The sequence below is a fragment of the Gelria sp. Kuro-4 genome, from assembly GCF_019668485.1.
Classification (GTDB): Bacteria; Bacillota; DTU030; order DUMP01; family DUMP01; genus DUMP01.
Window position 1 is genome coordinate 1,293,163 of record NZ_AP024619.1, and the last position, 24,239, is coordinate 1,317,401.

At 64.1% G+C, this 24,239-nt stretch carries 25 protein-coding genes and 1 riboswitch; of the genes, 19 read left to right on the forward strand and 6 right to left on the reverse strand.

The genetic code is table 11. From position 1 onward, the window contains the following. Positions 1 to 11: 11 nt before the first annotated feature. Genes K5554_RS06435 through K5554_RS06445 form a run of 3 tightly spaced genes read right to left on the reverse strand, consistent with a single transcriptional unit; the run spans position 12 to position 1,783 of the window. Positions 12 to 1,130: a CoA transferase subunit A gene (locus K5554_RS06435; RefSeq protein ID WP_221040320.1), complete on the reverse strand. Its 1,119-nt coding sequence runs from the start codon at positions 1,128 to 1,130 to the stop codon at positions 12 to 14. Next, positions 1,108 to 1,407, reverse strand: a complete 300-nt coding sequence (locus K5554_RS06440; RefSeq protein WP_221040321.1) for a hypothetical protein — start codon at positions 1,405 to 1,407, stop codon at positions 1,108 to 1,110. The genes K5554_RS06435 and K5554_RS06440 overlap by 23 nt, the downstream gene beginning before the upstream one ends. Next, positions 1,373 to 1,783 (reverse strand): CdaR family transcriptional regulator, encoded by a 411-nt coding sequence (locus tag K5554_RS06445; RefSeq protein WP_221040322.1) that lies wholly within the window; start codon positions 1,781 to 1,783, stop codon positions 1,373 to 1,375. The genes K5554_RS06440 and K5554_RS06445 overlap by 35 nt, the downstream gene beginning before the upstream one ends. Before the next feature lie 445 nt (positions 1,784 to 2,228). On the opposite strand from K5554_RS06445, the gene K5554_RS06450 reads away from it, so the two are divergent. The 13 genes from K5554_RS06450 (at position 2,229) to K5554_RS06510 (ending at position 15,303) form a co-directional block, all read left to right on the forward strand. Beyond that, positions 2,229 to 2,444 carry a 4Fe-4S binding protein gene (locus tag K5554_RS06450; RefSeq protein WP_221040536.1) on the forward strand — a complete coding sequence of 72 codons (216 nt, stop codon included), beginning with the start codon at positions 2,229 to 2,231 and terminating at the stop codon, positions 2,442 to 2,444. Next, positions 2,437 to 3,582, forward strand: a complete 1,146-nt coding sequence (locus K5554_RS06455; protein WP_221040323.1) for a 2-oxoacid:acceptor oxidoreductase subunit alpha — start codon at positions 2,437 to 2,439, stop codon at positions 3,580 to 3,582. Before K5554_RS06450 ends, K5554_RS06455 begins: the two co-directional genes overlap by 8 nt. Before the next feature lies 1 nt (position 3,583). Further along, on the forward strand, positions 3,584 to 4,411 hold the full coding sequence (locus tag K5554_RS06460) for a 2-oxoacid:ferredoxin oxidoreductase subunit beta (RefSeq protein WP_221040324.1): 828 nt from the start codon (positions 3,584 to 3,586) through the stop codon (positions 4,409 to 4,411). Further along, the gene (locus tag K5554_RS06465; protein ID WP_221040325.1) at positions 4,411 to 4,959 is read left to right on the forward strand and encodes a 2-oxoacid:acceptor oxidoreductase family protein; all 549 of its coding nucleotides are present in this window, start codon (positions 4,411 to 4,413) and stop codon (positions 4,957 to 4,959) included. Before K5554_RS06460 ends, K5554_RS06465 begins: the two co-directional genes overlap by 1 nt. 21 nt (positions 4,960 to 4,980) lie before the next feature. Then, a complete protein-coding gene (gene sucC / locus K5554_RS06470) occupies positions 4,981 to 6,123 on the forward strand; it encodes an ADP-forming succinate--CoA ligase subunit beta (RefSeq protein ID WP_221040326.1) in 1,143 nt (380 codons plus the stop codon). Beyond that, entirely contained in the window at positions 6,120 to 7,004 is an 885-nt protein-coding gene (sucD, locus tag K5554_RS06475) for a succinate--CoA ligase subunit alpha (RefSeq protein ID WP_221040327.1), read from the forward strand. The genes sucC and sucD overlap by 4 nt, the downstream gene beginning before the upstream one ends. Positions 7,005 to 7,074: 70 nt before the next feature. Beyond that, positions 7,075 to 8,112, forward strand: coding sequence for a TAXI family TRAP transporter solute-binding subunit (locus K5554_RS06480; protein ID WP_221040328.1), 1,038 nt, complete (start codon positions 7,075 to 7,077; stop codon positions 8,110 to 8,112). 90 nt (positions 8,113 to 8,202) lie between these two features. Further along, positions 8,203 to 10,173 (forward strand): TRAP transporter permease, encoded by a 1,971-nt coding sequence (locus K5554_RS06485; RefSeq protein WP_221040329.1) that lies wholly within the window; start codon positions 8,203 to 8,205, stop codon positions 10,171 to 10,173. A 70-nt stretch (positions 10,174 to 10,243) separates the two neighbouring features. Continuing rightward, the gene (gene larA, locus K5554_RS06490) at positions 10,244 to 11,521 is read left to right on the forward strand and encodes a nickel-dependent lactate racemase (protein ID WP_221040330.1); all 1,278 of its coding nucleotides are present in this window, start codon (positions 10,244 to 10,246) and stop codon (positions 11,519 to 11,521) included. 85 nt (positions 11,522 to 11,606) lie between these two features. After that, entirely contained in the window at positions 11,607 to 11,909 is a 303-nt protein-coding gene (locus K5554_RS06495) for a UxaA family hydrolase (protein WP_221040331.1), read from the forward strand. Next, on the forward strand, positions 11,909 to 13,066 hold the full coding sequence (locus tag K5554_RS06500; protein ID WP_221040332.1) for a UxaA family hydrolase: 1,158 nt from the start codon (positions 11,909 to 11,911) through the stop codon (positions 13,064 to 13,066). The genes K5554_RS06495 and K5554_RS06500 overlap by 1 nt, the downstream gene beginning before the upstream one ends. Before the next feature lie 11 nt (positions 13,067 to 13,077). Beyond that, positions 13,078 to 14,325 (forward strand): lactate racemase domain-containing protein, encoded by a 1,248-nt coding sequence (locus K5554_RS06505; protein ID WP_221040333.1) that lies wholly within the window; start codon positions 13,078 to 13,080, stop codon positions 14,323 to 14,325. Further along, positions 14,326 to 15,303 (forward strand): hydroxyacid dehydrogenase, encoded by a 978-nt coding sequence (locus K5554_RS06510; protein WP_221040334.1) that lies wholly within the window; start codon positions 14,326 to 14,328, stop codon positions 15,301 to 15,303. It abuts the gene before it with no gap. A gap of 21 nt (positions 15,304 to 15,324) precedes the next feature. Here the strand turns inward: K5554_RS06510 and K5554_RS06515 are convergent, their stop codons facing one another. Further along, positions 15,325 to 15,813: a PaaI family thioesterase gene (locus K5554_RS06515; protein WP_221040335.1), complete on the reverse strand. Its 489-nt coding sequence runs from the start codon at positions 15,811 to 15,813 to the stop codon at positions 15,325 to 15,327. Between the two features lie 99 nt (positions 15,814 to 15,912). Here K5554_RS06515 and K5554_RS06520 point away from each other — a divergent pair, with 99 nt between their 5' ends. The 3 genes from K5554_RS06520 to K5554_RS06530 all read left to right on the forward strand — a co-directional run bounded on the left by K5554_RS06520 (position 15,913) and on the right by K5554_RS06530 (position 18,355). Continuing rightward, the gene (locus tag K5554_RS06520; protein ID WP_221040336.1) at positions 15,913 to 16,185 is read left to right on the forward strand and encodes a peptidase dimerization domain-containing protein; all 273 of its coding nucleotides are present in this window, start codon (positions 15,913 to 15,915) and stop codon (positions 16,183 to 16,185) included. 17 nt (positions 16,186 to 16,202) lie between these two features. Next, a complete protein-coding gene (locus K5554_RS06525; RefSeq protein WP_221040337.1) occupies positions 16,203 to 16,367 on the forward strand; it encodes a hypothetical protein in 165 nt (54 codons plus the stop codon). Between the two features lie 221 nt (positions 16,368 to 16,588). After that, the gene (locus tag K5554_RS06530; RefSeq protein ID WP_221040338.1) at positions 16,589 to 18,355 is read left to right on the forward strand and encodes an ABC-ATPase domain-containing protein; all 1,767 of its coding nucleotides are present in this window, start codon (positions 16,589 to 16,591) and stop codon (positions 18,353 to 18,355) included. Between the two features lie 4 nt (positions 18,356 to 18,359). Here K5554_RS06530 and K5554_RS06535 read toward each other — a convergent pair whose 3' ends face one another. Next, positions 18,360 to 18,881: a chromate transporter gene (locus K5554_RS06535; RefSeq protein ID WP_221040339.1), complete on the reverse strand. Its 522-nt coding sequence runs from the start codon at positions 18,879 to 18,881 to the stop codon at positions 18,360 to 18,362. 3 nt (positions 18,882 to 18,884) lie between these two features. After that, on the reverse strand, positions 18,885 to 19,550 hold the full coding sequence (locus tag K5554_RS06540; RefSeq protein ID WP_221040340.1) for a chromate transporter: 666 nt from the start codon (positions 19,548 to 19,550) through the stop codon (positions 18,885 to 18,887). Positions 19,551 to 19,983: 433 nt separating this feature from the next. Next, positions 19,984 to 20,089, forward strand: a riboswitch (SAM riboswitch). A 64-nt stretch (positions 20,090 to 20,153) separates the two neighbouring features. On the opposite strand from K5554_RS06540, the gene K5554_RS06545 reads away from it, so the two are divergent. The 3 genes from K5554_RS06545 to K5554_RS06555 are packed head-to-tail and all read left to right on the forward strand — an operon-like array spanning position 20,154 to position 24,116. Beyond that, complete coding sequence (locus K5554_RS06545) at positions 20,154 to 20,813, forward strand: hypothetical protein (RefSeq protein ID WP_221040341.1); 660 nt, start codon at positions 20,154 to 20,156, stop codon at positions 20,811 to 20,813. Further along, positions 20,810 to 23,251 carry a homocysteine S-methyltransferase family protein gene (locus K5554_RS06550; protein WP_221040342.1) on the forward strand — a complete coding sequence of 814 codons (2,442 nt, stop codon included), beginning with the start codon at positions 20,810 to 20,812 and terminating at the stop codon, positions 23,249 to 23,251. Before K5554_RS06545 ends, K5554_RS06550 begins: the two co-directional genes overlap by 4 nt. After that, positions 23,238 to 24,116 carry a methylenetetrahydrofolate reductase gene (locus K5554_RS06555; RefSeq protein ID WP_221040343.1) on the forward strand — a complete coding sequence of 293 codons (879 nt, stop codon included), beginning with the start codon at positions 23,238 to 23,240 and terminating at the stop codon, positions 24,114 to 24,116. The genes K5554_RS06550 and K5554_RS06555 overlap by 14 nt, the downstream gene beginning before the upstream one ends. Positions 24,117 to 24,239: the final 123 nt, after the last annotated feature.

Genomic DNA, 24,239 nt, shown 5'->3' on the forward strand with positions numbered 1-24,239 from the left:
CTATCATCCCTCTACTTAAATCGGCCAAGCTCGGGGTTATAGTGGTGGCGTGGATCGGCGCGCAGCGCGGCCAGGCGCTTAAGGCCCACGCGGTTTGAAAGGTAGTCCCAGTCGTCACGGGTGGTCGCCACCTGTTCGTGCCAGTACGCGCGCACCTCGGCCAGGGTTCGGCCGCGCACGGCCTGCCCGTACTCGCGGAACCATTCGTAGTCGTAGTCGTAATAATTCGGGACGGCGGTGGGATAGCCTCCGAACGGCTGCTCGACGATGGCGCTGACGAAGTGGCCGGGGATCTGATTGTGTTCCGGGACGGCCCTGAGCTCTTCCGGTGGGCAGATGCGCTCGCACTCAACTATAAGGATGCGACCGGCGAGGGATTGATCTACGTCCGGCCCGAGCAGGCCTTCAATTCTCACCGTTCCGTCCAGGGCGACCCGCTGCGCCCGGACCACCGTGACCTCCGGCAAAAGCGGCGGAACCAAAGCCACTTTGACCCCGGGCTTCCCGGTATACGCGGCGGGAAGCGAGTCGGCCCGGCGGTAGGCGTTGCTCCTGTTGGCACAGGTGTCGGGGCCGCTCCGGTACTCCCGCGGCCGCAGCCCCCAGCCCTCAAACGGATCATCCACGACCGCATACTTGCGCGGGGGGATTCCGGGATGCAGCCAGCGACCATTCTCGTCCCGTCCGCGCAGCCCGGCCCTGCCGAAGGTATCGTGGGTGAGAAGGTCGCTGCCCAGGTCGCTCAGGCACGGCATAAAGGGTAAGCCGTAGCGCGCGGCCACCGTCCGCAGGGCGAAGCTCCAGTTGCTGTAATCCTCCACCAGCTCGATCTCGCCCTGCTCGATGGCCTGCCGCACGGCGTAGGCCACCGGCATGCCGCCTTCCATGCCCAGATAAGTGGTTTCTAACCACTTGATCAGGCCGGCACCGGCCAGCATCTCTTCCACCGTGGTGCCGCCGTTCATGGTGACAAAAAGATCCCCGATGCCCTGGCGTACGATTTCCCGAGCAATGGTCATGGGGCGTCGTAGGATGGCAAAGCCGCCGAAGGCGATATGAGTGCCGGGCCGAATAAAGTGGTTCACTGCTTCTCTGGCTGTCATGATTTTAGGGTAAAGTTTGGTTTTCACGGACAGCCCCCCCGGCGGCGGCCAGCCTGGCGGCCAGCGCAGTGCGCGCTTTTTCAAAGCGGTTGAGTTCGGAATGCAGAAACTGCCACCGGTCGTCCGGCAGCTCGGTGCTGCGGAGAAAGCAAACCGCCTCCGGTAGCGTAGCGGTTATTTCGGCAAGCAGGTCGTCCACCTCTATAAAGCTGACGGCAGCGGCATTGAGCAACCAGGCCACGCGCATCAGAACAGTATCGGGGGAGGATTCAACGGAGAGCGTACTTGGCGGGTTCTGCACCAAGGTTCTTGCCCCTCCTCAAAAAGCCGCCACTGTTCTGCCCATTGTTTTGCTGCCAAAGCAGGAGAGCGAGCTTGAGTTCCAGCGCCTGTTCAAAATTGCGCGGATCAAGGCCGGTCAAGCTACGGATTTTGGCCAGGCGATACAGCAGGGTATTGCGGTGTAAATAGAGATGCTTGGCGGCCTGGGACACATTAAGGTTGTCGGCCAGGTATTGCTCAAGGGTTCGAATCAGCTCGGGACCGTAAGCGCTGTTCGCTAAGGGGCCGATAACAGGGCTGGTCACATCTTCTCGTGCGGCATGGCTCATGCCGGCGAAGATAGTCTCTAGTATAGCCTGCGGCTCGGAACGCACCACTTTTTCTTTGCTCAGAAGCAAATGATGCACCCCCTTCTTACTCGTGTGGACGGGTACACTCTGTGGTTTCGCTACTATGATTTCTCCAACGATGTGTAAACTCCTGCTAAATCATATATGATTTTATATGTGATGGTAGGCAAAGAGTACGATACAGCCTGAGGAAAGTAAACTTTGTGCAATATAAACAAAAGAAGGGCAGAGTTTTATGTGGGGACCGCCCAATACTGTCTCTCAGGAAGCGCCGTGCCGGGAGGTCTGTGGCCGACAGGTCGCGCCGCGGCTCATATGCGGGCTGCAGCGCCACCTGGTACTATTTCCCCAGTTCAGACCTTAGGGGATTTGTGCATATTGGCCAAAGGTATTGGATTGTGAAGCACGAACCTTGACAACAAAGTGGCGGCATAAACCGACGGAAGGCTGCTGCTTGGCGTGGCAGCCTTCCCTAATTGGCTTTCGGCTGCGTATGGAGGTGAGAGAGGTGCGCTATCAAGTCAAGGTTAACAAAGCATGGTGCAAGGCCTGCGGGATTTGCGTGGAGTTTTGCCCCAAGGGAGTCTTGGCTTTGGGACAGGACGGCAAAGTAGACGTGGTTAACCAGACCGAGTGTACAGGTTGCGGACTTTGCGAACTGAGGTGTCCGGACTTTGCGCTTGAGGTGGGAGGAGTAGAAAATGAGTGATAACGGTAGGGTGCGGCTGATGCAGGGCAACGAGGCCTGCGCCGAGGCGGCCCTGGCGGCCGGCTGCCGTTTCTTCGCCGGCTACCCCATCACGCCGGCGACGGAGATCGCCGAGATCCTGGCGGCCCGGCTGCCCCAGGTGGGCGGCACCTTTATCCAGATGGAGGATGAACTCGGCAGCATGGCGGCGGTGATCGGAGCTTCCATCGGCGGCAAGAAGGCGCTTACGGCCACCAGCGGCCCCGGCTTTACGCTGAAACAGGAGAACATCGGCTACGCAGCCATGACGCAGATCCCTTGTGTCATCGTGGATGTCCAGCGCGGGGGACCGAGCACGGGCCTGCCCACGCTGCCGGCTCAAGGGGATGTCATGCAGGCACGCTGGGGCACCCACGGCGACCACCCCATCATCGTGCTGGCGCCGTCCACCGTCCGCGAGACGTACGATCTCACCGTCACCGCCTTTAACTTCGCAGAGAAGTTCCGCACGCCGGTGATTCTCCTGTCCGATGCGGTCGTCGGTCACCTCAGGGAGAAGGTGGTCCTGCCCGACCCAAGCGAGATCGCCCTGGTGGAGCGCAAGGCGCCGACGGTCCCGCCCGGCGAGTACACCCCCTTCCGGCCGGATGCTGACGGCATACCACCCTTTGTGCCGGTGGGGCGGGGCTACCGCTACCACATGACCAGCAACGTCTACGACGAAGGCGGCTTCCCCGCGACCAACAACCACGCCGTCGCCCGGCAGCTGATGGAACGCCTGCACCAGAAGATCGATCAGCATCTGGATGAGATCGTCCTGACCGACGAAATCGCCACTCAAGACGCAGAGGTTCTCGTCTTCGCCTACGGCGCGAGCGCCCGTTCCGGCAAAGCCGCGGTCAAGCTGGCGCGCGGACAGGGCATCAAGGCCGGTCTTCTCAAGGCGAAGACCCTCTGGCCGTTCCCGGCGGCGCAAGTGAAGCGCCTGGGCGAGCGCGTGAAGGCCATCATCGTGCCCGAGATGAACACGGGACAGCTTGTGGGCGAGGTGGAGCGGGCCGTGCGCCGGCTGCCGGTGGAGGTACTGCCGCTTAACCGCTACGACGGCCTGATGATCAGCCCCGAGCAGATCCTAGCCAAGATCAAAGAGGTGATGTGATTTGGCCAGCGCGACGTTCAAGTACCTGCGCCCAAACAGGCTCCCCCACATCTGGTGTCCGGGCTGCGGCGACGGTATCATCGTCGGCGCTCTTGTCCGCGCCATCGACAAACTGGGCTGGAGCAAAGACGAAACCGTCGTCGTCACCGGCATCGGCTGTTCTGCTCGTTCGAACGCCATCATAGACTTTAATACCTTCCAGACAACCCACGGGCGCGCCTTGGGCTTCGCCACGGGGCTCAAGCTTGCCCGCCCCGAACTTAAGGTGGTCGTGGTCACCGGCGACGGCGACGGCGCCGGCATCGGCGGGAACCATCTCATCCACACGGCCCGGCGCAACGTCGATCTCACCACCATCCTGGTCAACAACAGCATCTACGGCATGACCGGCGGCCAGTACTCACCGCTTACGCCCACGGGGAGCTTCGCCACCACCGCGCCGTACGGCATGGTGGAGCCCGCCTTCGATGTCTGCAGGCTCGTCGAGGGAGCAGGGGCTTCCTTCGTGGCCCGCGGCACCGTCTACCACGTCCGCCAGTTGGAGGAGCTCATCGGCGCGGCTCTCACCCACAAAGGCTTTTCCTTCGTCGAGGTTGTGGCCCAGTGCCCGACCGGCTTCGGCCGCCGCAACAGGATGAAGAGTCCCGCCGAAATGATGAAATGGCAGCGCGATCACGCCGTGACCGTAGAGGCGGCCGAGAAACTGCCCCCCGAGAAGCTCGCAGGCAAGTTCCTCACGGGCGTGCTGCATCACGAAGACCGGCCCGAGTACACCGAGATGTACCGGCAGGTAATCGCTCAGGCCGGTCAGGAAGGGGGGCGGGAGTAATGGCACGGCAGGAGATTCTCCTCACCGGCTCCGGCGGCCAGGGGCTGATCCTGGCCGGGATCATCCTGGCGGAAGCGGCCGCCGTCTACGACGGCGCCAACGCCATTCACAACCAGTCCTACGGGCCGGAGGCCCGCGGCGGGGCCAGCAAATCGGAAGTGATCATCAGCGATGAAGACATCGACTTTCCGGAAATCACCAGCCCCGACATCCTTCTGGCCATGACGCAGCTGGCGGCCGACAAGTACAGCGGCCAGCTTAAAGCCGGCGGCACCCTCATTGTCGACCCGCTCTTTGTCAAGAACATCCCGGCGAGCAAAGCGGCCAAGGTCGTCAAGATTCCTCTCACCCAGGTAGCCCGGGAAGAGGTGGGCCGCGAGCTGGTGGCGAACATCGTGGCGGTGGGGGCCATCGCGGTGCTCACCCGGCTGGTCAGCCGGGAGGCTGCGGAGAAGGCCGTCCTGAAGCGTGTTCCCAAAGGCACCGAGGAACTGAACCGCAAAGCCCTCATGGCGGGCTTCGCCGCCGCCGAGAAAGTCCTCGGCTAGGGCCGGGAGAGGAGAGACCAGATGCGACTGCTTGAGTACCAAGGCAAAGAGATACTCCGGCGCCACGGGGTGGCCACGCCCCAAGGCCGCCTCGCCCGGACCCCCGCGGAGGCCCGGGAGGCGGCGGCCGAGCTCGGGCCTGTGGTCGTGAAAGTGCAGATACCGAGCGGCGGCCGCGGCAAGGCCGGCGGTATCCGGCCTGCCGCCGACCCGGTGCAGGCCGGGGAGCGCGCGTCCGAGCTTCTGGGCAGCACCATCAAGGGATTTCCCGTCGAGACCGTCCTCGTCGAGGAGAAGGTGGCGCTCCGGGAGGAGCTCTACCTCGGCCTCACCATCGACAACCGCCGCGGCGCAGCCGTCCTCATGTTCTGCGCTTCCGGCGGGATGGACATCGAAGAAGTGGCCCAGAGCCATCCGGAATCGGTGTACAAGCTCGAGCTTCCGGCCGGTGCGGAGCTCAAGGACTACGAAGCCCGGCAGCTCATTCGTAAGGCGGGCTTTCAGGGCAAGACCCTGGTGCGGCTGGCACAGGTGGCCGCCCAGCTCTACCAGTGCTTCTCCCGGTATGATCTGGTCGTGGCCGAAATCAACCCCCTGGGCATCCTGGCGGATGGACAGGTGGTGGCGGCCGACTGCAAGATGGAAGTGGACGACAACAGCCTGTTCCGGCATCCAGAGTTCGGGAGCGAAAAGGACGAGCTCCAGGATCCCCTGGAGCGTGAAGCCCGGGAGATCGGCGTCACCTACATCAAGCTGGACGGCGACATCGGCATCATCGCGAGCGGCGCGGGGCTGGGTATGAACACCATGGATCTCATCCTCGCGGCCGGGCACCGCCCCGCCAACTTCCTGGAGACAGGCGGCGGCATCACCCGCGAACTCATGCGCCGCGCCGTGCAGCTGGTGGCCAGGCACGAAGGGGTGCGTGGACTTATCGTCAACCTCTACGGTGGCGTCAACCCGCTCGTCGCCGCCGCGGAAGGCGTGGTGGACGGCGTCAGCGCCCTGCCTGTACGCCTGCCGGTCGTCGTGAAGGCCCTGGGCAACCAACAGGGTGAGGCCCATGCTGTACTCGAGTCCGCCGGTATTCCGGTGGTGAAATCGATCCGCACCGAGGACGCGGTCGCCGAGCTGGTGCGGCAATTGGAGGGACAGAGCGCATGAGCATTCTCCTGACGGAAGAGACGCGGGCCATTGTCCAGGGGGCGACCGGGCGGATCGGCCAGGTGCAGGTGCGCTGGATGCTGGAGTATGGGACGAACATTGTCGCCGGCGTAACCCCTGGGCAGGGTGGCGCGGTCGTGCACGGCGTGCCCGTGTACGACAACGTGGCCGAGGCGGTGGAGAAGGAAGGCGCCGACGCGACCGTGCTTTTCGTGCCGGCGCCCTACACGAAGGACGCGGTGCTCGAGGCGATCGCGGCCGGCATAAGGCTGGTCGTGGCCGTGCCGGAGCACGTACCGGTGCACGACGCCATGGCGATGCGGCGGGCGGCGCGGGAGGCCGGGGTCTGGCTGCTGGGCCCCAACACACCGGGCATCATCAGCCCCGGCATCGGCAAGCTGGGGATCATGCCGGGGAACATGTTTAAGCCCGGCCGGATCGGCATCATCTCGCGTTCCGGCACCCTGGCCTACGAGGTGGCCGGCTACGTCAACGAGGCCGGCTACGGCGAGAGCACGCTCCTCGGCATCGGCGGCGATCCAGTCATTGGTCCGGACATCCCGGATATCCTGGCGGCGTTTGAGAAAGACCCGGGAACGGACGCCGTGGTTCTTGTGGGAGAAATCGGCGGGAGCGCGGAAGAAGAGGCGGCCCCCTTCATCGCCCGCATGCAGAAGCCGGTGGTCGCCTACATCGCCGGCCGTTCCGCGCCGCCCGGGCGGCGCATGGGGCACGCGGGAGCAATCATCCGCGCCGGCCAGGGTACGGTGCAAGACAAGACACGGGCGCTGAGCGCGGCCGGGGCGGCTGTAGCCACAGCCATTGCAGAGGTGCCGCGCCTCTTGGGCCAAAGGCTGCAGGGCAGAACGAAAGCGAGGTGATGGCCGGGGGAGAACCGCATAAAGAGAGCGTTCTATCGTTGTACCGAAGAGAGAAGATGGAGGGAAAACAATGAAGAGAAAGACATGGATAGCCGCGTTGGCCCTCGTCCTCGTGGTCAGTCTTATCGGCGGCTGCGCCGGCAAACCGGCGGCGCAGCCCGAGGGGCAAAAGCCGAGCACAGAGCAGCAGTCCAGCGGCGGGGATAAACAGACCTTTGTCACCATCGCCGGCGCAACCAGCGGCGGGACCTATTTCCTCCTGGCCAATGCCATGGCCAAGATCCTAAACGATAAGCTGGGATCACAGGGCTGGAAGGCCTCGGCCCAGTCCACGCCTGGAACCCCCACCAACATTAAGCTCCTGGGAGAAAAACAGATTGAGTTTGCTTTCGGGCAGGCCGGAGTAGCCTATGAGGCTTATAACGGTGTAGGCTCCTACGCAGGTAAGCCGAAAGCCGAGTACCTGCGCGCGGTGATGTACATGTATCCGAACGTGCTGCAGATGGTGGCGACGAAAAAGTCCGGTATCAAGTCTTTGGCCGATGTCAAGGGCAAGACGGTGTGCGTCGGCGCCGCCGGCAGTGCTACCGAACTCAACTCCCGCGATCTGTTTGCACAGTACGGCTTAGACTACATCAACCGTAAGGACTTCAAGGCCGAGTACACCAGCGAGTCGCAGTCGGTGGAACTTCTCAAGAACGGTCAGGCCGACGTAGCCAACCTTGTCGCCGCCGTACCCTCGGCCGCCATGATGGACCTGACCAGCGCCGGCGAAGTCATTCTTCTCTCCATCGGACCGGATATAGCTGACAAACTCCACAACATCAACCCGGCCTACTATGCTGACAAGGTGCCGGCCGGTGCGTACCCCGGTTTGGACAAAGATGTCCCTGTCGTTTCCGTGGCCAACTGGATCTTCACCCGTGCGGATGTGCCGGATGAGGTTGTTTACAACTTCGTAAAGGCCATGTACGAGAACCACGACGACCTGGTTGCTGCCCACAAGGTGGCTCAAAACACCACTCTCGAGAACGCCCTCGACGGACAGACAATTCCGCTCCATCCCGGCGCCGAGAAGTACTTCAAGGAAAAAGGCGTCCTAAAATAGGCCGGCTGGGCGAGCCGAATCGTGCCGAGTATCAAGCTGGGCGGCATTGGCCGCCCAGCTTCCGTGCGGAAAGGTTAAGGAGGCACTTGTATGGCCAACGACCACGACAAGTTCAGCGTGGAGTCCATGACCGAGCAAAACGCGATCAACCTTGACGAACTCGTTAAGAAATACGACACCGAGTCAAGGTTCCGCAGTCTGGCGGGGTGGCAGGAAAAGGTCGCCTCAGCAGTGGCGATCCTCTTGTCCGCATACCTCTTTGTCGCCAACTACTTCGGTAACGTTCCCTCCACCCAGCTGCGTTCAGCCGCGCTGGGCCTTAGCACCTTCCTGGTTTTCATGCTGTATCCTGCCAGCGGCAAAGCGAGCAAGACAAAGGGTGCCGGACCGGTGGATGTGCTGCTGGCGCTTATCAGCTCGGCCTCAATTCTTTACCTCTTCGTCAACTATAACGCCATTGCCACCCGGGGTGGCTTTGGTACGACCACCGACCAGGTCGTTGGTGCCGTGGCGATGATTCTGCTCTTGGAGGCCGGACGCCGCATCGTGGGCAAAGAGCTGTCCATCATGGCAATCGTTTTCATGCTCTATGCCTACCTGGGTCCCCACCTGCCCAGCTTCCTGGCCCACCGCGGCTACCCGATCACTCGCCTGATTGATCACATGTATATTTCTTCCGAGGGTATCTTCGGTATTCCTCTGGGCGTGGCCGCCACCTACATCTTCTTGTTCATTCTTTTCGGCTCTTTCTTGCAGGAGACCGGCCTGGGCGAGATGTTCACCAACCTGGCCATTGCCCTGGCCGGGGGCAGTCCGGGTGGGCCGGCGAAGGTGGCCGTCGTGGCCAGCGGGCTTCTCGGCATGATCAACGGAAGCGCGGCCGCCAACGTGGTCACCACCGGCACGTTCACCATCCCCCTGATGAAGAGCGTAGGCTACAAGCCCCACTTTGCCGGTGCCGTGGAGGCGGTGGCTTCTACGGGCGGGCAGATCATGCCGCCTGTCATGGGGGCGGCGGCCTTTATCATGGCCGAGTTCCTGAACATTCCTTACGGCAAGGTGATGCTGGCCGCAGCCATCCCCGCCTTTCTCTACTACCTGGCGGTGTTCGTCATGGTACATCTGGAAGCGAGACGGCTGGGCCTGCAGGGGCTGCCGCGTGATCGCCTGCCTGATGTCTGGAAGATTCTCCGTGAGCGGGGGCACCTGCTGGTGCCGATCGTTCTCCTCATGTATATGCTCATCCGGGGCTACACGCCGATCTACGCCGCCAACTACAGCATCTTCGCCCTGATCGCGGTGAGTTTCCTGCGCCGGGAAACGCGCATCACTTGGAAGGGATTCTTGAAGGCCCTGGAGGGTGCCGCCCGCGGATCCCTCAGTGTGACCATCGCCTGCGGCGTGGTGGGCTTTGTAGTGGGCGTGATTTCGCTCACCGGCCTGGGCCTTATGGCGGCCAACTATATCATAACCCTGGCGGGTGGAGTGCTCTTCTTTACCCTGGTGCTCACGATGGTTGCCTCGATCATCCTCGGCATGGGGCTGCCGACCTCGGCGTGCTACATCGTCACCGCGACGGTGGCGGTGCCGGCCCTTGTGAAGATGGGTGTTGCGCCGATCGCGGCGCACCTGTTTGCCCTCTACTTCGGCTGCCTCTCCGCCATCACCCCGCCTGTCGCCTTGGCGGCCTACGCCGGCGCGGGCATCGCGGGGGCGAACCCGAGCAAGGTGGGTTGGACGGCGACGCGTCTCGGCATCGCCGGCTTCCTGATTCCTTTCATCTTTGTCTACTCACCGGTTCTGCTGCTGGAAAACGCCACTGTCCTGCAGGTGCTCTGGTCGGTCCTTACCGCTTCGGTGGGTGTCGTCAGCCTGGGGGCCTCCGTCATCGGGTTCATGTACGACAACCTTAACAAGATTCAACGGCTGATCCTGTTCGCGACGGCCCTACTGCTGATCGATCCCGGCCTTCTTACCGACTCCGTCGGGATTGGGCTCTTACTTGTGATTTACCTGTGGCAGCGCAGGAAAAAGGCGCGCTCCGTCGCTGCTTCCGTTTAGAGACGCGGCCGCGGGCGGATCGGCGCCCGGCTGCCCAGCTGCCCGACTTTGTGCGCGGGAGGTCGTAAGATTGCGTATCGAGGTGCCCTTCGGAAAGGAAAAGCTCGGGTTCACTGTTCCCGATAAGAACCTCCTCGGGGTTGTTGTCCCGCCTGCGGTTCCTACGGTGAAGCCGGAGGAGGCGGTCCGCGCCGCGCTGGCCGGGCCGATAGGCTCGCCGCGGCTCAGGGAAGTCGCCCGCCCCAGGCAAAAGGTGGTCATCGTTCCTACCGATATCACCCGCAGCCTGCACGAAGAGATCATCCTGCCCCTCCTTCTGGAAGAACTGAACGCCGCCGGGATACCCGACAGCGACATTACGCTGGTGATCGCCAACGGCACGCACCGGCCCAACACGCGGGAAGAGTGCGTGGCCATGTATGGGCAGGAGGTCGTCGACCGGCTGCGCATCGTCAACCACTCAGCCTACAACGAGTCAGAACTTAAATACCTTGGGAAAACGCCGTCCCGGGGGATTCCGGTTAAGATCAACCGCATCGTGGCGGAAGCGGACCTTAAGATCGCGACCGGGGTGATTGAGCCGCACCTCTTTGCGGGCTACAGCGGAGGAGTCAAAAGCATAGCCGTGGGGGTGGCGGGCGCTGAGACCATCGCCGCCACGCACAACGTGGACATCCTGGACGATCCACGGACGCGGCTGGGGGTGATCGAAGGCAATGTCTTCCGGCAATTCCTGGAAGAAGCGACCGGTTTCGTGAAGCTCGACTTCGTCGTCAACGTAGTCCTTAACCCACAAAAGGAGTTCGTGCGGGTGGTGGCCGGTGATCCGGTGGCGGCCCACGCCGAAGGGGTGCGGGCGGCGCGCCTGGTTTACGAGGTTCCGGTAAGCCGGCCGGCCGACATCGTGATCGCCGCTCCCGGCTACCCCAAGGACCGCGACCTTTACCAGGCTACCCGCGCGGTCAACACCAGCGTGTACGGCCCCAAGCCTCTGGTAAGGAAAGGCGGGGTTCTGATTATCCCTGCACCCTGCCGGGACGGCATCGGCCACGAGGGCTACCACACCTGGATGAAGAGCGTTCACTCGGCGGACGAGGCGGCGGCGAAAGCCCGCAGCGAAGGCTTTGCCCCCGGCGAGCACAAGGTGTTCGTCCTCGCGCGCATCCTGCAACAGGCTGAGCTCATGATTGTAGGCTCGGCCATCCCGGACCAGACTCTGCGCGAGCTTCTTCTGACTCCGGTAGGGACCATGGAAGAGGCCCTGGAACGCGCGTTCACCAAGCGGGGGCCGGAGGCCACCGTGTGGGTGCTGCCCTACGGCGTTATAACGATTCCTGTTGTAAGCTGACCATGGCAGGCGCTGAATTGGCGTGCAGAGAAGGGTGTTCCCGGCCGTCCCTGGGCCAGCACAAGGTACGCGGGGAGGACAGAAGATGCGGGCTATAGTGATAACGGCGCAGGACAACGTGGCCACTGCCCTGGAGGACATACCGGCAGGGGCGACGGTGAAGCTGCGGGTGGGGAGCGAGGAACGCGAGGTACAGGTACGGGCCGCGATTCCTTTCGGGCACAAGTTTGCCCTGCAGCCGATTCCGGCGGGCGGCGACATCATCAAGTACGGCGAGGTCATGGGTGAAGCCGCCGCCGCTATTGAACCGGGCGAGCACGTGCATGTGCACAACGTGGAAAGCCGGCGTGGGCGCGGCGACCTGGCGGCGAAGGGCGGTGAGCGGTAGTGGAAGTCGCGGGCTATGTACGCCCCGGGGGCGGAATTGGAGTCCGTAATCACGTGCTCATTTTGCCGACGGTGGTTTGCGCGAGTGAAGTTGCCCGGCGGATAGCCGGTGTTGTGCCAGGCACGGTGGCGGTGCAGCACCAGCACGGTTGCGGGCAGATCGGCGCGGATTTTGAGCAGACAAAACGGACGTTGGTTGGCTTCGGCGCCAACCCCAACGTGGCCTCCGTGGTAGTGGTGGGCTTGGGCTGCGAAAAAGTGGCGGCCGAGCAGGTGGCCGCAGAGATGGCCGCCCGCGGCCAGAAGGTGGAGTTGGTGGTTATTCAAAAGGAAGGCGGCTCTCGCCGGGCGGTGGAGAGGGGTGTGGAGCTGGCCCGCCGGCTGGTCCAAGAGGCCGCGCGGGTGAAGACCGAGCCTGTTCCGGTGAGCTCACTCATCCTGGGGCTGGAATGCGGCGGCTCGGACGCCACCTCTGGACTGGCGGCCAACCCGGCGCTGGGCGTGGCTTCGGACCTCCTGGTGGCGGAAGGCGGCACGTCCATTCTTTCTGAAACCCCTGAGATCATGGGAGCAGAGCACCTGCTGGCCCGGCGCACCGTGAATGAGGGGGCTGCGGAGCGCCTCTGTGAGATCGTTGCCCGGGTGGAGGAAGGCGCCCGCCGCATGGGCGTTGACATTCGCGGTGCCCAGCCGGCACCCGGCAACATCGCCGGCGGGATCACCACAATTGAAGAAAAGTCCCTGGGCTGCATCCATAAGGCGGGTACCGCTCCCGTCCAGGGCGTACTTGAGTACGCCGAGGCACCCCGGGGGCGCGGTCTCTGGGTGATGGACACACCCGGCCACGACGTAGAGTCGGTGACCGGCATGGTTGCCGGCGGAGCGCAGATCGTTGTTTTCACCACCGGTCGAGGCACCCCCGCCGGGTGTGCCATCGCCCCGGTGATCAAGGTTACGGGTAACAGCCGCACTTTCCAGATGATGGAGGAGAACATCGACCTGAACGCCGGGACAATCATCGAAGGTACGGAAAGCATCGAGAAGGTCGGGCGGCGCATCTTCGACCTCATGCTGGCTGTGGCCGGAGGCAAGCTCACCAAGGCCGAACTACTGGGCCATCATGAGTTCGCCATAACCCGCATCGGCCCGACGCTATAGGAGGGCGGTGTATGGAGTTTCCGCTCTTTTACCGGATTAGGCAAAGGCTGGAGTGCCCGGTGATTAAAGACGTGAAAAAAGCCGTCTTAAGTGCCCTGGCTACTCTGCCCCTGGAGGACAGAATCCGGCCGGGGGCCCGGGTGGCCATCACCGCCGGCAGCCGCGGCGTTGCCAACATCCAGCTAATTCTAAAGACGGTCGCTGCGGCTGTCCGCGCAGCCGGGGGCGAGCCCTTCCTGGTACCGGCCATGGGCAGCCACGGCGGGGCGACGGCAGAGGGGCAGCGGGCCATACTGGCGAGCCTTGGAATCACCGAGGAAAGCGTGGGTGCTCCGATCCTTTCTTCCATGGAGGTTGTGGAGATCGGACGGACGGAAAAGGGCGTCCCCGTCTATTTTGACAAGAACGCTTGGTCGGCCGATGCCGTCTTGGTGGTGAACAGGGTCAAGCCCCACACGGGTTTTCGGGCGGCCAACGAGAGCGGCCTGGTAAAGATGATCGCTGTGGGGCTGGGGAAGGAAAAAGGCTGTACCGCTATGCACGAGAACGGCCTGGCAGAGACTATCCCGGCGGCCGCGCGCGTGGCGCTGCAGGCGGCGCCCATCATCGGCGGGTTAGGGATCGTGGAGAACAGCAGGGAAGAAACGGCCGAGATCAGAGCGGTTCGAGCCGAAGAGCTCTTTGCCGTGGACGCCGAGCTATTGGTTAAGGCCAGGGCATACCTGCCGCAGCTTCCCTTCGCTGCGGTTGACGTGCTGCTCGTGGATGAGATGGGTAAGAACATCAGCGGTACCGGGATGGATGTGAACGTTATCGGGCGGATGTATAAGCTGGGCGAACCAGAGCCCGAGCGGCCGCACATAAAGCGCATCGCGGTGCTGGATCTCACCGCGGCCTCCCACGGGAACGCCCTCGGCATGGGTTTGGCCGACGTGATTACCAGACGTTTCTTGGCTAAGGTGGATCTCAAGGCCACGTATGCCAACGTCATCGCCGCCGGCGTCCTCGAGCGCGGGCGCACGCCGGTGAGCGTGGCGAGCGACCGTGAGGCGCTGCGGGTCGCCCTTGCCTCCATTCCCGGCCTGAGGCCGGAGGAGGCGCGGGTGGTGCGGATCAAGAACACTCTGGAGCTCGAGGAACTCCAAGCATCCGCGGCCTTGCTGCCGGAAGTGGAGGGAGATCCCAACCTGGAAATCGTGGCCGGGCCCGAAGCGCTGCCCTTCGACGCCGAAGGCAATCTCTTAGAAAGGAGACCCTGAGTGAGAAAGAAAGTAGTTGTCGTTCAGAAGGTGCACCAGGCAGGGCTGGACCTCTTGGCCCAGGAAGCCGAGTGGGTGCTGGCACAGGACCCGGCGCCGGAGAAGCTGGCCCAAGAAGTGGGCGACGCGGATGCCATCCTGGTGCGTACCACCCCCATCACACGGCAGGTCTTAGAGGCTGCGCCCAAACTAAAAGTCGTAGGGCGCCACGGCGTGGGCGTGGATAACATCGACGTGAAGGCGGCTACGGAGCTCGGCATAGCCGTGGTGTATGCGCCCGGCTCCAACACCCTGGCGGTGGCCGAGCATACGGTGATGCTGATGCTCGCCCTGGCCAAGAACGTGTTCGTAGCCGACCGGGAGCTCAGGGAGAAGCACAACTTCGCCGCCCGGTTTACTGTCCCCAGCGCCGAGCTCAACGGGAAAACCCTTGGCCTCATCGGGTTCGGCAAGATCGGCCAAGCGGTGGCCAAGCGCTGCGCCCTGGGGCTGGAGATGCGCGTGATCGCGTACGATCCTTATCTCAACGAGGAGGCCGCAAGGGCAATGAACGTCACCCCTGTGGCTTCCGTGGACGAGGTTCTTGAGCAGGCGGACGTCGTGAGCCTGCACGCTCCGGCCATTGCGGAGAACTATCACCTGATCGGCGCGGAGCAGTTGGCGAAAATGCGCCCGCACGCCATTTTGATCAATACGGCGCGCGGACCGCTGGTGGACGAAAAAACCCTCTACGAGGCCCTCAAGGCCGGGAAGATCGCCGGAGCCGGTCTCGACGTCTTCGATCCCGAACCGCCGGCGGCAGCTAATCCCCTTTTTTCCCTGCCCAACGTCATCGTTACCCCACACATGGCCGCTCACACGGAGGAGTCCCTGCGGCGCATGGCCAGCTGGGCGGCGGAAGGAATCTTACAGGTTTTGCGCGGCGATTTTCCCACGCGCATCTACAACCCCGAGGTCTGGGACCGCCGGCGCCGATAGTTATGCAGCAAACAACCCGGGTCAAGCACCCGGGTTTCTTGTTGAAGAACTGTTTTGCTCTGCGTCATGCTCGCCTGGGGCTCCAGGTCCCCGGTCAGGCTCTTCGCTGTCCGGTCCCGTGACGATGAAGGTGCCCTTGCCTTTGGCGACCAAGTCGCCTGCACACTTGATTTCGGTTTCCGCCATGATCAACCGATGTCCCTGGTAGACAGCCCGCCCGGAAGCCGCAAGCGTGGTGCCGGGAAACACCGGCTGGAGATAATTCACGGCCAGCTCCACGGTAACCACCCTTACCTTTAAGGTGCGCAGGGCTATCCCCATGCTCATGTCGGCCAAGGCGGCGAGAACCCCACCGTGGCACGTGCCGTAAGTGTTAAGCAGGTCACCGGTGACGGGAAGGCTCAAAACAGCCCCTCCTACCGTCAGGTCGACGACAGTGGTTCCAAGGAAACGAAAAAAGGGAGTGTCGGTGAACTTGCGGCGGATATACTCCAGCCAGTGCGCGTCCATTTGTGTCCTCCTTACCCGCAGGGCGGCTGCCGCCTGCACGCTCTTAATGAAAACCGCACAGCGCTTCCCAAGTCATCAGCGCAAGTATTCGCGGCTGATGTGTTTTTTTCCTTTGCCGTAACCTTCAACGGCAAAACGGCGCACTCGGCGGGCGCGCCCTGGACCGGCCGCAGCGCGCTCGACGCGGTGGAGCTCATGAACGTGGCCACCAACTACCTGCGTGAACACTTCTACTTTACCCACCGGATGCACTACGTCATCGTTGAAGGCGGCGAAGCGCCGAACGTGGTGCCCGACCGGGCCACGGTGTGGTACTTTGTCCGCGACACCGACGACCGGGTGGAGGCCCTCAGGCCGACTTTGAGGCGATGAAGAAAGAGTATCCGGCCGTGGCTGATTACCAGTCCTATCTGGAGATCATGTTTAAAGAAGCGGGCAAACCCGTTGCCCCGCCGGTAGGGTTCCTCTCCGAGATGATGAAGAAGTATCGCTCCAAAATGGCACCCTTCTACCTGACACCTGATTGGTATGAGGGGCCGATTGTAACCCAATAGCGCCCGGCCATAGAGCCTCACCTGGTGCACGAGCTCCTGCGTGCACAGCTTTTCTCCGCGTAGAGTCGTCCTCCACCGCCCCCACCGCTTGGCCGGGGGCGGCCTTTTTATGTTTGGCGCTTCCCCCCCTGGCAACCCCTGGCGCAGCGCTTCCGCGCGTGGTCTGCCACCTTTTTAACAAATCTCGGCGGCTCAGACTTTGGCAGGAAAGTAACGGAGGTATGCCGAAAGGAATTAAAGGGAAGTTTGTACGTAGGGGGGAAGGTAGTTTGCCGACACTGGAAGACCTCAAACGCCGCTTAGCCAGCATTGACGGCCATGGTTACAAGGCCTACCAGACGCTGGAGGGGGCCTACGACTTTGGCCTTTTTACTCTTTACCTGGATCATGCCCAGAGCGATCCGTTCGCCCCACCTTCCCGGGTGCGGGTACGGCTGCCGCAAAAGGTGGCTGCCTTCCCGTCACACCTTTGGCAAAATTCAGAGCGCCGGCTGGGGCTGGAGGATTTTCTCACCCGTGCCTGCGCGCAGGCCTGCCAGGACGTGGCCCGCGGTCACCGCGGGACGGGCAAAAGCGGGCTGGTGGGCGTGCAGCGGGCCGGCCAGGAGATCCTGGAGCGCACGGCAGTGGTGGTTACTCCCGAGTACGTGGAGGCCCGCCTGAGCGTAGGCCTGCCGGCCGCGGGGCGGCGGGTGCTCGCCCGCCAGGCGCTGGCTGTTTTTGCCGAGGAAATTCCTGCTATTGTCGACCGGGCTTTACGCCATCGCTCTCTAGACGCCCAAGCCCTGGCGCTGCACGTGGACACGGCTGAGGATCAGGCCGTACTGCGGCAGGCCCTGGACGAGCTCGGCCTGGTGGCCTTTGTGGCCGACGGGGCCATACTCCCGCGGGAAAGCGGCGCCAGCGACCGGCCGCTCAAGGAAGGACGGGTGGTACCCTTCCGCACGCCGCCGGAGCTGGCCGTGGAGGTGGATCTTCCCCACCGCGGCCGCGTGCGCGGCCTGGGCATTCCCCATGGTGTAACTCTTATCGTGGGCGGCGGGTATCACGGTAAATCGACGCTCCTGCGGGCCATCGAGCGCGGGGTATACAACCACATCCCCGGCGACGGGCGCGAACTGGTGGTGACCGTGGCGGATGCGGTGAAGATTCGCGCCGAAGACGGCCGCAGCGTGAGCGGCGTCGACATCAGCCCTTTCATCGGTGACCTGCCCTTCGGGCAGGACACACACGACTTCTCAACGCCCAACGCCAGCGGCAGTACCTCACAGGCGGCCAATATTGTAGAAGCGCTGGAGGTGGGGACGCGTCTCCTGCTCCTTGACGAAGACACCAGCGCCACCAACTTCATGATCCGTGACGCGCGCATGCAGGAGCTTATCCCCAAGGCCGGTGAGCCCATCACACCCTTCATCGACCGCGTGCGCGAGCTTTACGAACGCTTCGGCGTGTCCACCATCCTGGTGGTGGGTGGGGCCGGGGACTACCTGGACGTGGCCGACCGGGTAATTCGCATGCAAAACTACCTGCCGGCCGAGGTGACAGGCCAAGCGCGGGCCATCGCCGCGGCGCGCCCCAGTGGCCGCCGGCCCGAACCCGGAATGCCGCTTACCAGCGTAACCGAGCGCATCCCGCTCCCGGAGAGCTTTGCCATCGGCGCCCGGGATAAAGTGAAGGCCAAGGGGACGGATACCGTCCTCCTCGGCCATGAGGAACTGGACCTGGCGAGCGTGGAGCAACTGGTGGACCCGGCGCAGGCGAACGCCATCGCTGCGATGCTGCGCTACGCAGCGCGCCACTACATAGACCGGCACCGGACGCTGCGCGAGGTGGTGACGGCTGTCTTCAGCGACTGCGCCCAGGCTGGCCTGGAGGTGGTTTCCCCCTGGCGCGGCCAGCACCCTGGAGAACTGGCCGCGCCGCGCCCCCACGAACTGGCCGCCGCTATCAACCGCCTGCGCCGGCTCGCGGTGCGCCAGAAGCGGTAGGAGGCTACTGGAAGATCAGCACACCCAGCACAGCGGCCAGAACCAGGACCAAGATGGGATCGAGCTTAAGGCGGCGGATGGCGAAGAACGCGACTACCGCAATGATCACACCGCTCACATTCGTGATGGAGGATGGGATTATGCTCCAGGTGGCCGCCACGATCAAGGCCACCACGGCCGGCCGGATGCCGGTGAACATGGCCTTCACAGCCGCCAGCGAGCGGTAGCGGAGGAAAACCCAGGTTAGGGCGAGGATCACGAGCACAGAGGGCATAACCACACCGGTGGTGGCGGCAGCCGAACCCCAAACACCGGCCGCCTTGTAGCCCACGAAGGTAGCGGCATTGATGGCAATAGGCCCGGGCGTCACCTGCGAGATGGCAATCACGTCGATAAACTGGGACAGGGTCAGCCACTGGTGCAGGGTGACGACCTCCCGCTGGATCAGCGGGATCATGGCGTAGCCGCCGCCGAAGCTAAAGAGGCCGATCTTGAAGAAGGTGGCAAAAAGCTTAAGCAGTATCACGTCTTACCTGGCCTCCTTGTCCTTTTTTTCTTCCTGAGCGGCACCGTTTTCCGCTTTAACCACCTCAAGGCGGCAGGCGGCTACGCCGGCGGTGGCTGCCGCAATGATGACGAACACCGGGTGTACGTTGAAGCCGATGAGAGCCAGCAGGGCAAGCAGCGCGAGGGCGCCGCCGAAGCGGCTTTTGATGGCTGTCTTACCCACGTCGAAGACGGCGGCGGCCATGAGCGCGACCACGGCCGGGCGCATTCCCGCCATGGCGGCGCGCACATAGGGGTTGTGCTGGACGCCCAGAAAGATAGATGCGACCACTAGAATGGTGATGAAAGAGGGCAGGGCAGCCCCCGCCACCGAGAGCAGTGCGCCGGACAGGCCGCTCAGCTTGTAACCTGTTAAAGCCGCGATGTTCACGGCGATGGAGCCCGGTGAGCTCTGGGCCACGGCTATGGCGTCCACAAACTCCTCATCTTCCATCCAGCCCGATCGCTCCACAATAGACTTACGGATGAGGGGCAGCATGGCGTAGCCACCGCCGAAAGTGAACGCGCCAATGGTGAAAAAAGACCAAAAGAGGCGCAGCGGCGTGGGAGGCAAGAACGCCTTACCTTTATCCTGCTTTTCCCCGTACCGGCTCAGCGGGGCCTTCCCCGCTCTCTCCCCCGCCTGCATCCCAAAACCATCCCTCTCCTACCTTAATAAGCCAGATTATCTATAGGATAACATAGGAAGCAAATCTATGCCAGCTCCGCGCCGCCTTGTCCCAACCAACCGGCGAAGGTAGCCGGAACCCGAGCGCCGGTTCTTCCACCCGGCGATCCGACCCGCCCCTGAGGGGTCGTCTCGGGGTCGGCCATAATCAGCGGAGTGCACGCTTTCCGGGCCGGGAGGGTCGAGGCTGCTTGGGTCCCATGGCTCAGGATGTTCAGCGCTTCCAGGAGCATGAAGCCCTGCGGGACGGCAAGCGGCTGTGCTGGGCCACGGATAGTAAAAACTTCGGCGACCGGCCGGATAATCCTTCTCAAAAACCGTAGTTCGAAACGACATCCCCCTTGACAGTGCCCGCTTCAGCGGCTAGAATATGGCTAACCACAACTGAAAAATGCTCTTATCCAGAGTGGCGGAGGGACTGGCCCCATGAAGCCCGGCAACCAATCGGGAGCGCCCGATCCGGTGCCAATTCCAGCAGGAGGATTCCTGAAAGATAAGAGGAGCGCACAAGAGGCCTCTTCCTTTTGGGAAGGGGCCTTTTTTAGCGCCGGGGAGGAAGGAAAGATGCGGATTGACAGGCGTGAGGTTACACGTTACCTGGGCCTGAAGGGTGGCCGGGAACTAGACGTGCGGTGGGCGGAGCGTGTTGAAGAGGTGGTGGCGGAAGCGGAAGAGCTCCTTACGCCGGCCTTTTCCTGGCGGACGTACCCGGTGGTGCAGGTGGGGGAGGGCGAGATTACCCTTGCCGGGACGGACCTTACCGTGAGTGGGCCGCGCATGGTGCGGCGCCTGGCCGGGGCGGAGCACCTGACGGCGCTCGCTGTGACGTGTGGGCCGGCGCTGGAGGAGGCGGCTGCGGTGGCCTTTGCCCGCGGCGAGTACGCCCGAGGCGCCATCTTGGATGCGGCCGGTTCGGCGGCGGCCGAGGCCCTGGCCGACGAGGTGAACGACTCGGTGGCGGCTGAGGCGCGGGCGAGGGGGTATTGCCTCCTTCCCCGGGTGAGTCCAGGCTACGCCGACTGGGACCTGGCGGTGCAGCCGCGGCTCCTTGAGGCGGCGGGGGCGGAGGGGCTCGGCATCAGCCTCAGTGCGGCGCTCCTTCTAATACCGCGAAAATCGGTTACGGCGGTGATCGCCTGGATGAAGGAGCCCGTGGCGGTGAACGGTGGTTGCCGTGCCTGCCCGCGCACGAGCTGTCGCTACCGGAGGGAGGAGGAGCAGTGAATCTGGCTGACTTACTGGTTGAGGGAAAAGCCGTGATCGTGGATGGGGCGATGGGAACACTCTTACAGGCCCAGGGGCTGGCACGGGGCGAATGCCCGGAGGGTTGGAACCTTCTCTACCCCGAACGCGTGCAGGCGGTGCATGCGGCTTACCTGGCCGCCGGTGCCCAGATCATCGAAACCAACACCTTCGGTGCCAACCGGGTGAAGCTGGCCGCCTACGGCCTTGCGGCCAAGGTGCGGGAGATTAACGCGGCGGGCGTGCGCTTAGCACGGGAGGCGGCCGGGGGGCGGGCGCTGGCGGCCGCCTCCATCGGCCCCACCGGGCGGCTCTTTGCGCCCTGGGGGGACCTTACTTTTGAGGAGGCATACGCCGTCTTTGCCGAGCAGGCTGAAGCCTGCGCTGCGGCGGGGGCGGACATCCTGTGGGTCGAGACCATGGGCGAGCTGGGGGAGGCGCGGGCGGCGCTCCTGGCGGCGCGGGAAACGGGGCTCCCGGTGGTGGTAACCCTTACGTTCAGCAATGGCGCCCGCACTCTTACCGGTACGGACCCGGTCACGGCGGCGGTGGTGCTCACACACCTGGGAGCGGCGGCAGTGGGGGCCAACTGCTCGGGTGGCGCGCAGGAACTCTGGCCGGTTTTGGCAGAGATGGCCCGGGCGACAGCCCTTCCCCTGGTGGTGCAGCCCAACGCCGGCCTGCCCCGGCCGGAAGGCGGGCAAAGCGTCTTTCCCGTGGGACCGGAGGAGTTCGCCGCCTGGGGGAAGCGCTTCCTCGACCTGGGCGTGGCGCTCCTCGGCGGCTGCTGCGGCACCACGCCGGCGCACATTGCGGCACTTACAGCCGCAGTGAAGGGGCGCGCCGTACCCGCGCGTTCAGTTATCCCCGGAGCGGCTCTGAGCTCGCGGAGCCGCACCGTCTTCGTGGGGAGCGGATGCCCGCCGCTTCTCATCGGGGAGCGCATCAACCCCACCGGCAAAAAAGCCCTGGCCACGGCCCTTAAGGCCCGCGCCTGGGACGAGGTGGTGGCCCTGGGGCGCAGCCAGGAAGAAGAAGGGGCCGGGGCACTGGACGTGAACGTCGGCCTTCCCGGCGGGCCGGAGCCCGAACTCCTCCGGGACGCCGTGCGCGCGCTGGGCGCACAACTGGGGAGCCCGCTCGTTCTAGATAGCGCCAACCCACAGGCCCTGGCGGCGGCTCTACCGGAGTATCCGGGGCGCGCCCTCATCAACAGCGTGAGCGGTCGGCCGGAGAGCCTGGCGGCGGTCCTGCCGCTGGCAAAAAAGTACGGGGCGGCGGTGGTGGCCCTCACCCTGAATGAACAGGGGATACCGCCCCGGGCGGAGGAAAGGGTGGCCGTGGCCCGGCGAATAGTGGCCGCGGCGGAGCAGGCGGGCCTTGCGCGCCAGGACGTGCTGGTGGACTGCCTTACCCTGACGGCCGGGGCGGCCGAGGCCGGTCCCCGGGAGACCCTGCGGGCTGTACGCCTGGCCAAAGACCTCGGCCTCAGCACGCTGCTCGGCGTGAGCAACGTCTCCCACGGCCTTCCCGGGCGGGAGACTCTGAACAGCACCTTCCTGGCCATGGCCCTGGCGGCCGGCCTCGATGCCGTGATCGCCGACCCGGCCAGCACCCGCATCAAGGAAACCCTTCTCGCCGGTGCGGCGCTGACGGGGCGTGACCCGGGAGCAAAAAGGTACATTGAGACCGTGGCCGGAAAAGCGCCGGCCGCTCCAAAGGGTGGGGAGGTGGCCCGGGAAGGGGAAGTGAACCGCAGCAAAGGGGCAAACCTGGGGCAGGCCCTGCGCCGGGGTGAGAAAGACGCTCTGGTGAGGGGTGTACAAGAGGAACTGGCTGCCGGGCGCGATCCCTTGGAACTGCTCAACACGGATCTCCTCCCGGCCCTGGGCCAGGTAGGTGAAATGTACGCCCGGGGTGAGTACTTCCTTCCCCAGCTCCTTTTGAGCGCCGAAGCCATGGAAGCGGCTCTTGGGCTGCTCGAGCGGGCGATCGGCACCGCCGGCGTAGCCCGCGCCGGCCGTGTAGCCCTGGCCACCGTGGCCGGCGACATCCACGACATCGGGAAGAACATCGTGGCGGCGCTGCTTAGGGCGAACGGCTTTCAGGTGGTGGACCTGGGGCGGGACGTGCCGCCGGAGGAGGTGGTGGCCGCGGTTGCGGGCGGTGTCGACGCGGTGGGGTTAAGCGCCCTCATGACCACAACACTGCCGAGTCTCGAGCAAACGGTACAGGCGGTCAAAAGAGCCGCTCCGCACCTGCCGGTGATGGTGGGCGGGGCGGTGGTGACGGAAGAGTATGCCAGGAGTATCGGGGCGGACGGCTATGCAGCTGACGGGGTGGGAGCGGTGGCATTAGCGCGGCAGCTCATCGCCCGGGCGCAACAAAGTAAGGAGGTTGAAACAGATGCCCACGCTTAAAGAAAAACTCGCCCGCGGCCAGTTTGTGGTAACGCTGGAACTCGACCCGCCGCGCGGGGCCGACCCGGCGCCCGTCCTGGCACAGGCCCGGGAGCTGGCCGGGCGGGTGGATGCCGTGAACATCGCCGACTGCCCCATGGCGCGCCTCAAGATGAGCCCCATTGCCGTGGCGGCGCTGGTGCAGCGGGAGCTCGGGCTTGAGACCATCTTTCACCTTACCTGCCGCGACCGCAACCTGCTGGGCCTCCAGGCGGAACTTTTAGGCGCGTGGGGCCTGGGGGTACGCAACATCCTGGCTTTAACCGGCGATGAGCCGGCCCGGGGCGATCACCCTCAGGCGACCGGCGTTTACGATGTAGACTCCACCGGCCTGGTGCGCATAGCGGCCGGCCTTAACGCCGGGCGGAGCCTGGCCGGGCGGGAACTGCCGGGCACAGGCTTTCTCATCGGCGTGGTGGCCAATCCGGGGGCAGGCGACCGCGCGCGCGAGCTCAAGCGCCTGGAGGAGAAACTGGCCGCCGGGGCACACTTTATCCAAACCCAACCTGTCTTTGAAGTGGGCGTAGCGGAGTCTTTCGCGCACGCCGTCGAGCCGTGGCACGTCCCGGTGCTCTTCGGGTTCCTCCCGCTTACCGGCGCGGCCATGGCCCGGAACCTGGTGGTGCGCGTCCCCGGCATCAGCATCCCCAATGAGGTGTTAGCGCACCTGGACGCAGACCCCACCTGCGGCCCGTCCCTGGCGCGCCGGCTTTTCGCCGACCTGGCTCCCCTGGGCGCCGGCATCCACTTCTTTCCCATGGGACATCCCGAACGTGTCCTCGCCTGCCTCGCCCCGCAAAGCACCGTTGCTGCCTCGCCGGCTTAGAGAATGCGGCGGATCCGCTAAGTGCCGAGCAAAAGCATCGTCCTGGCCACGAGGCGGCCATCTTCTTTCACCGATGTCCAACTTCCTTTCCCGGGCGCCACAAAAGGCTGTCGGCCGCTTACG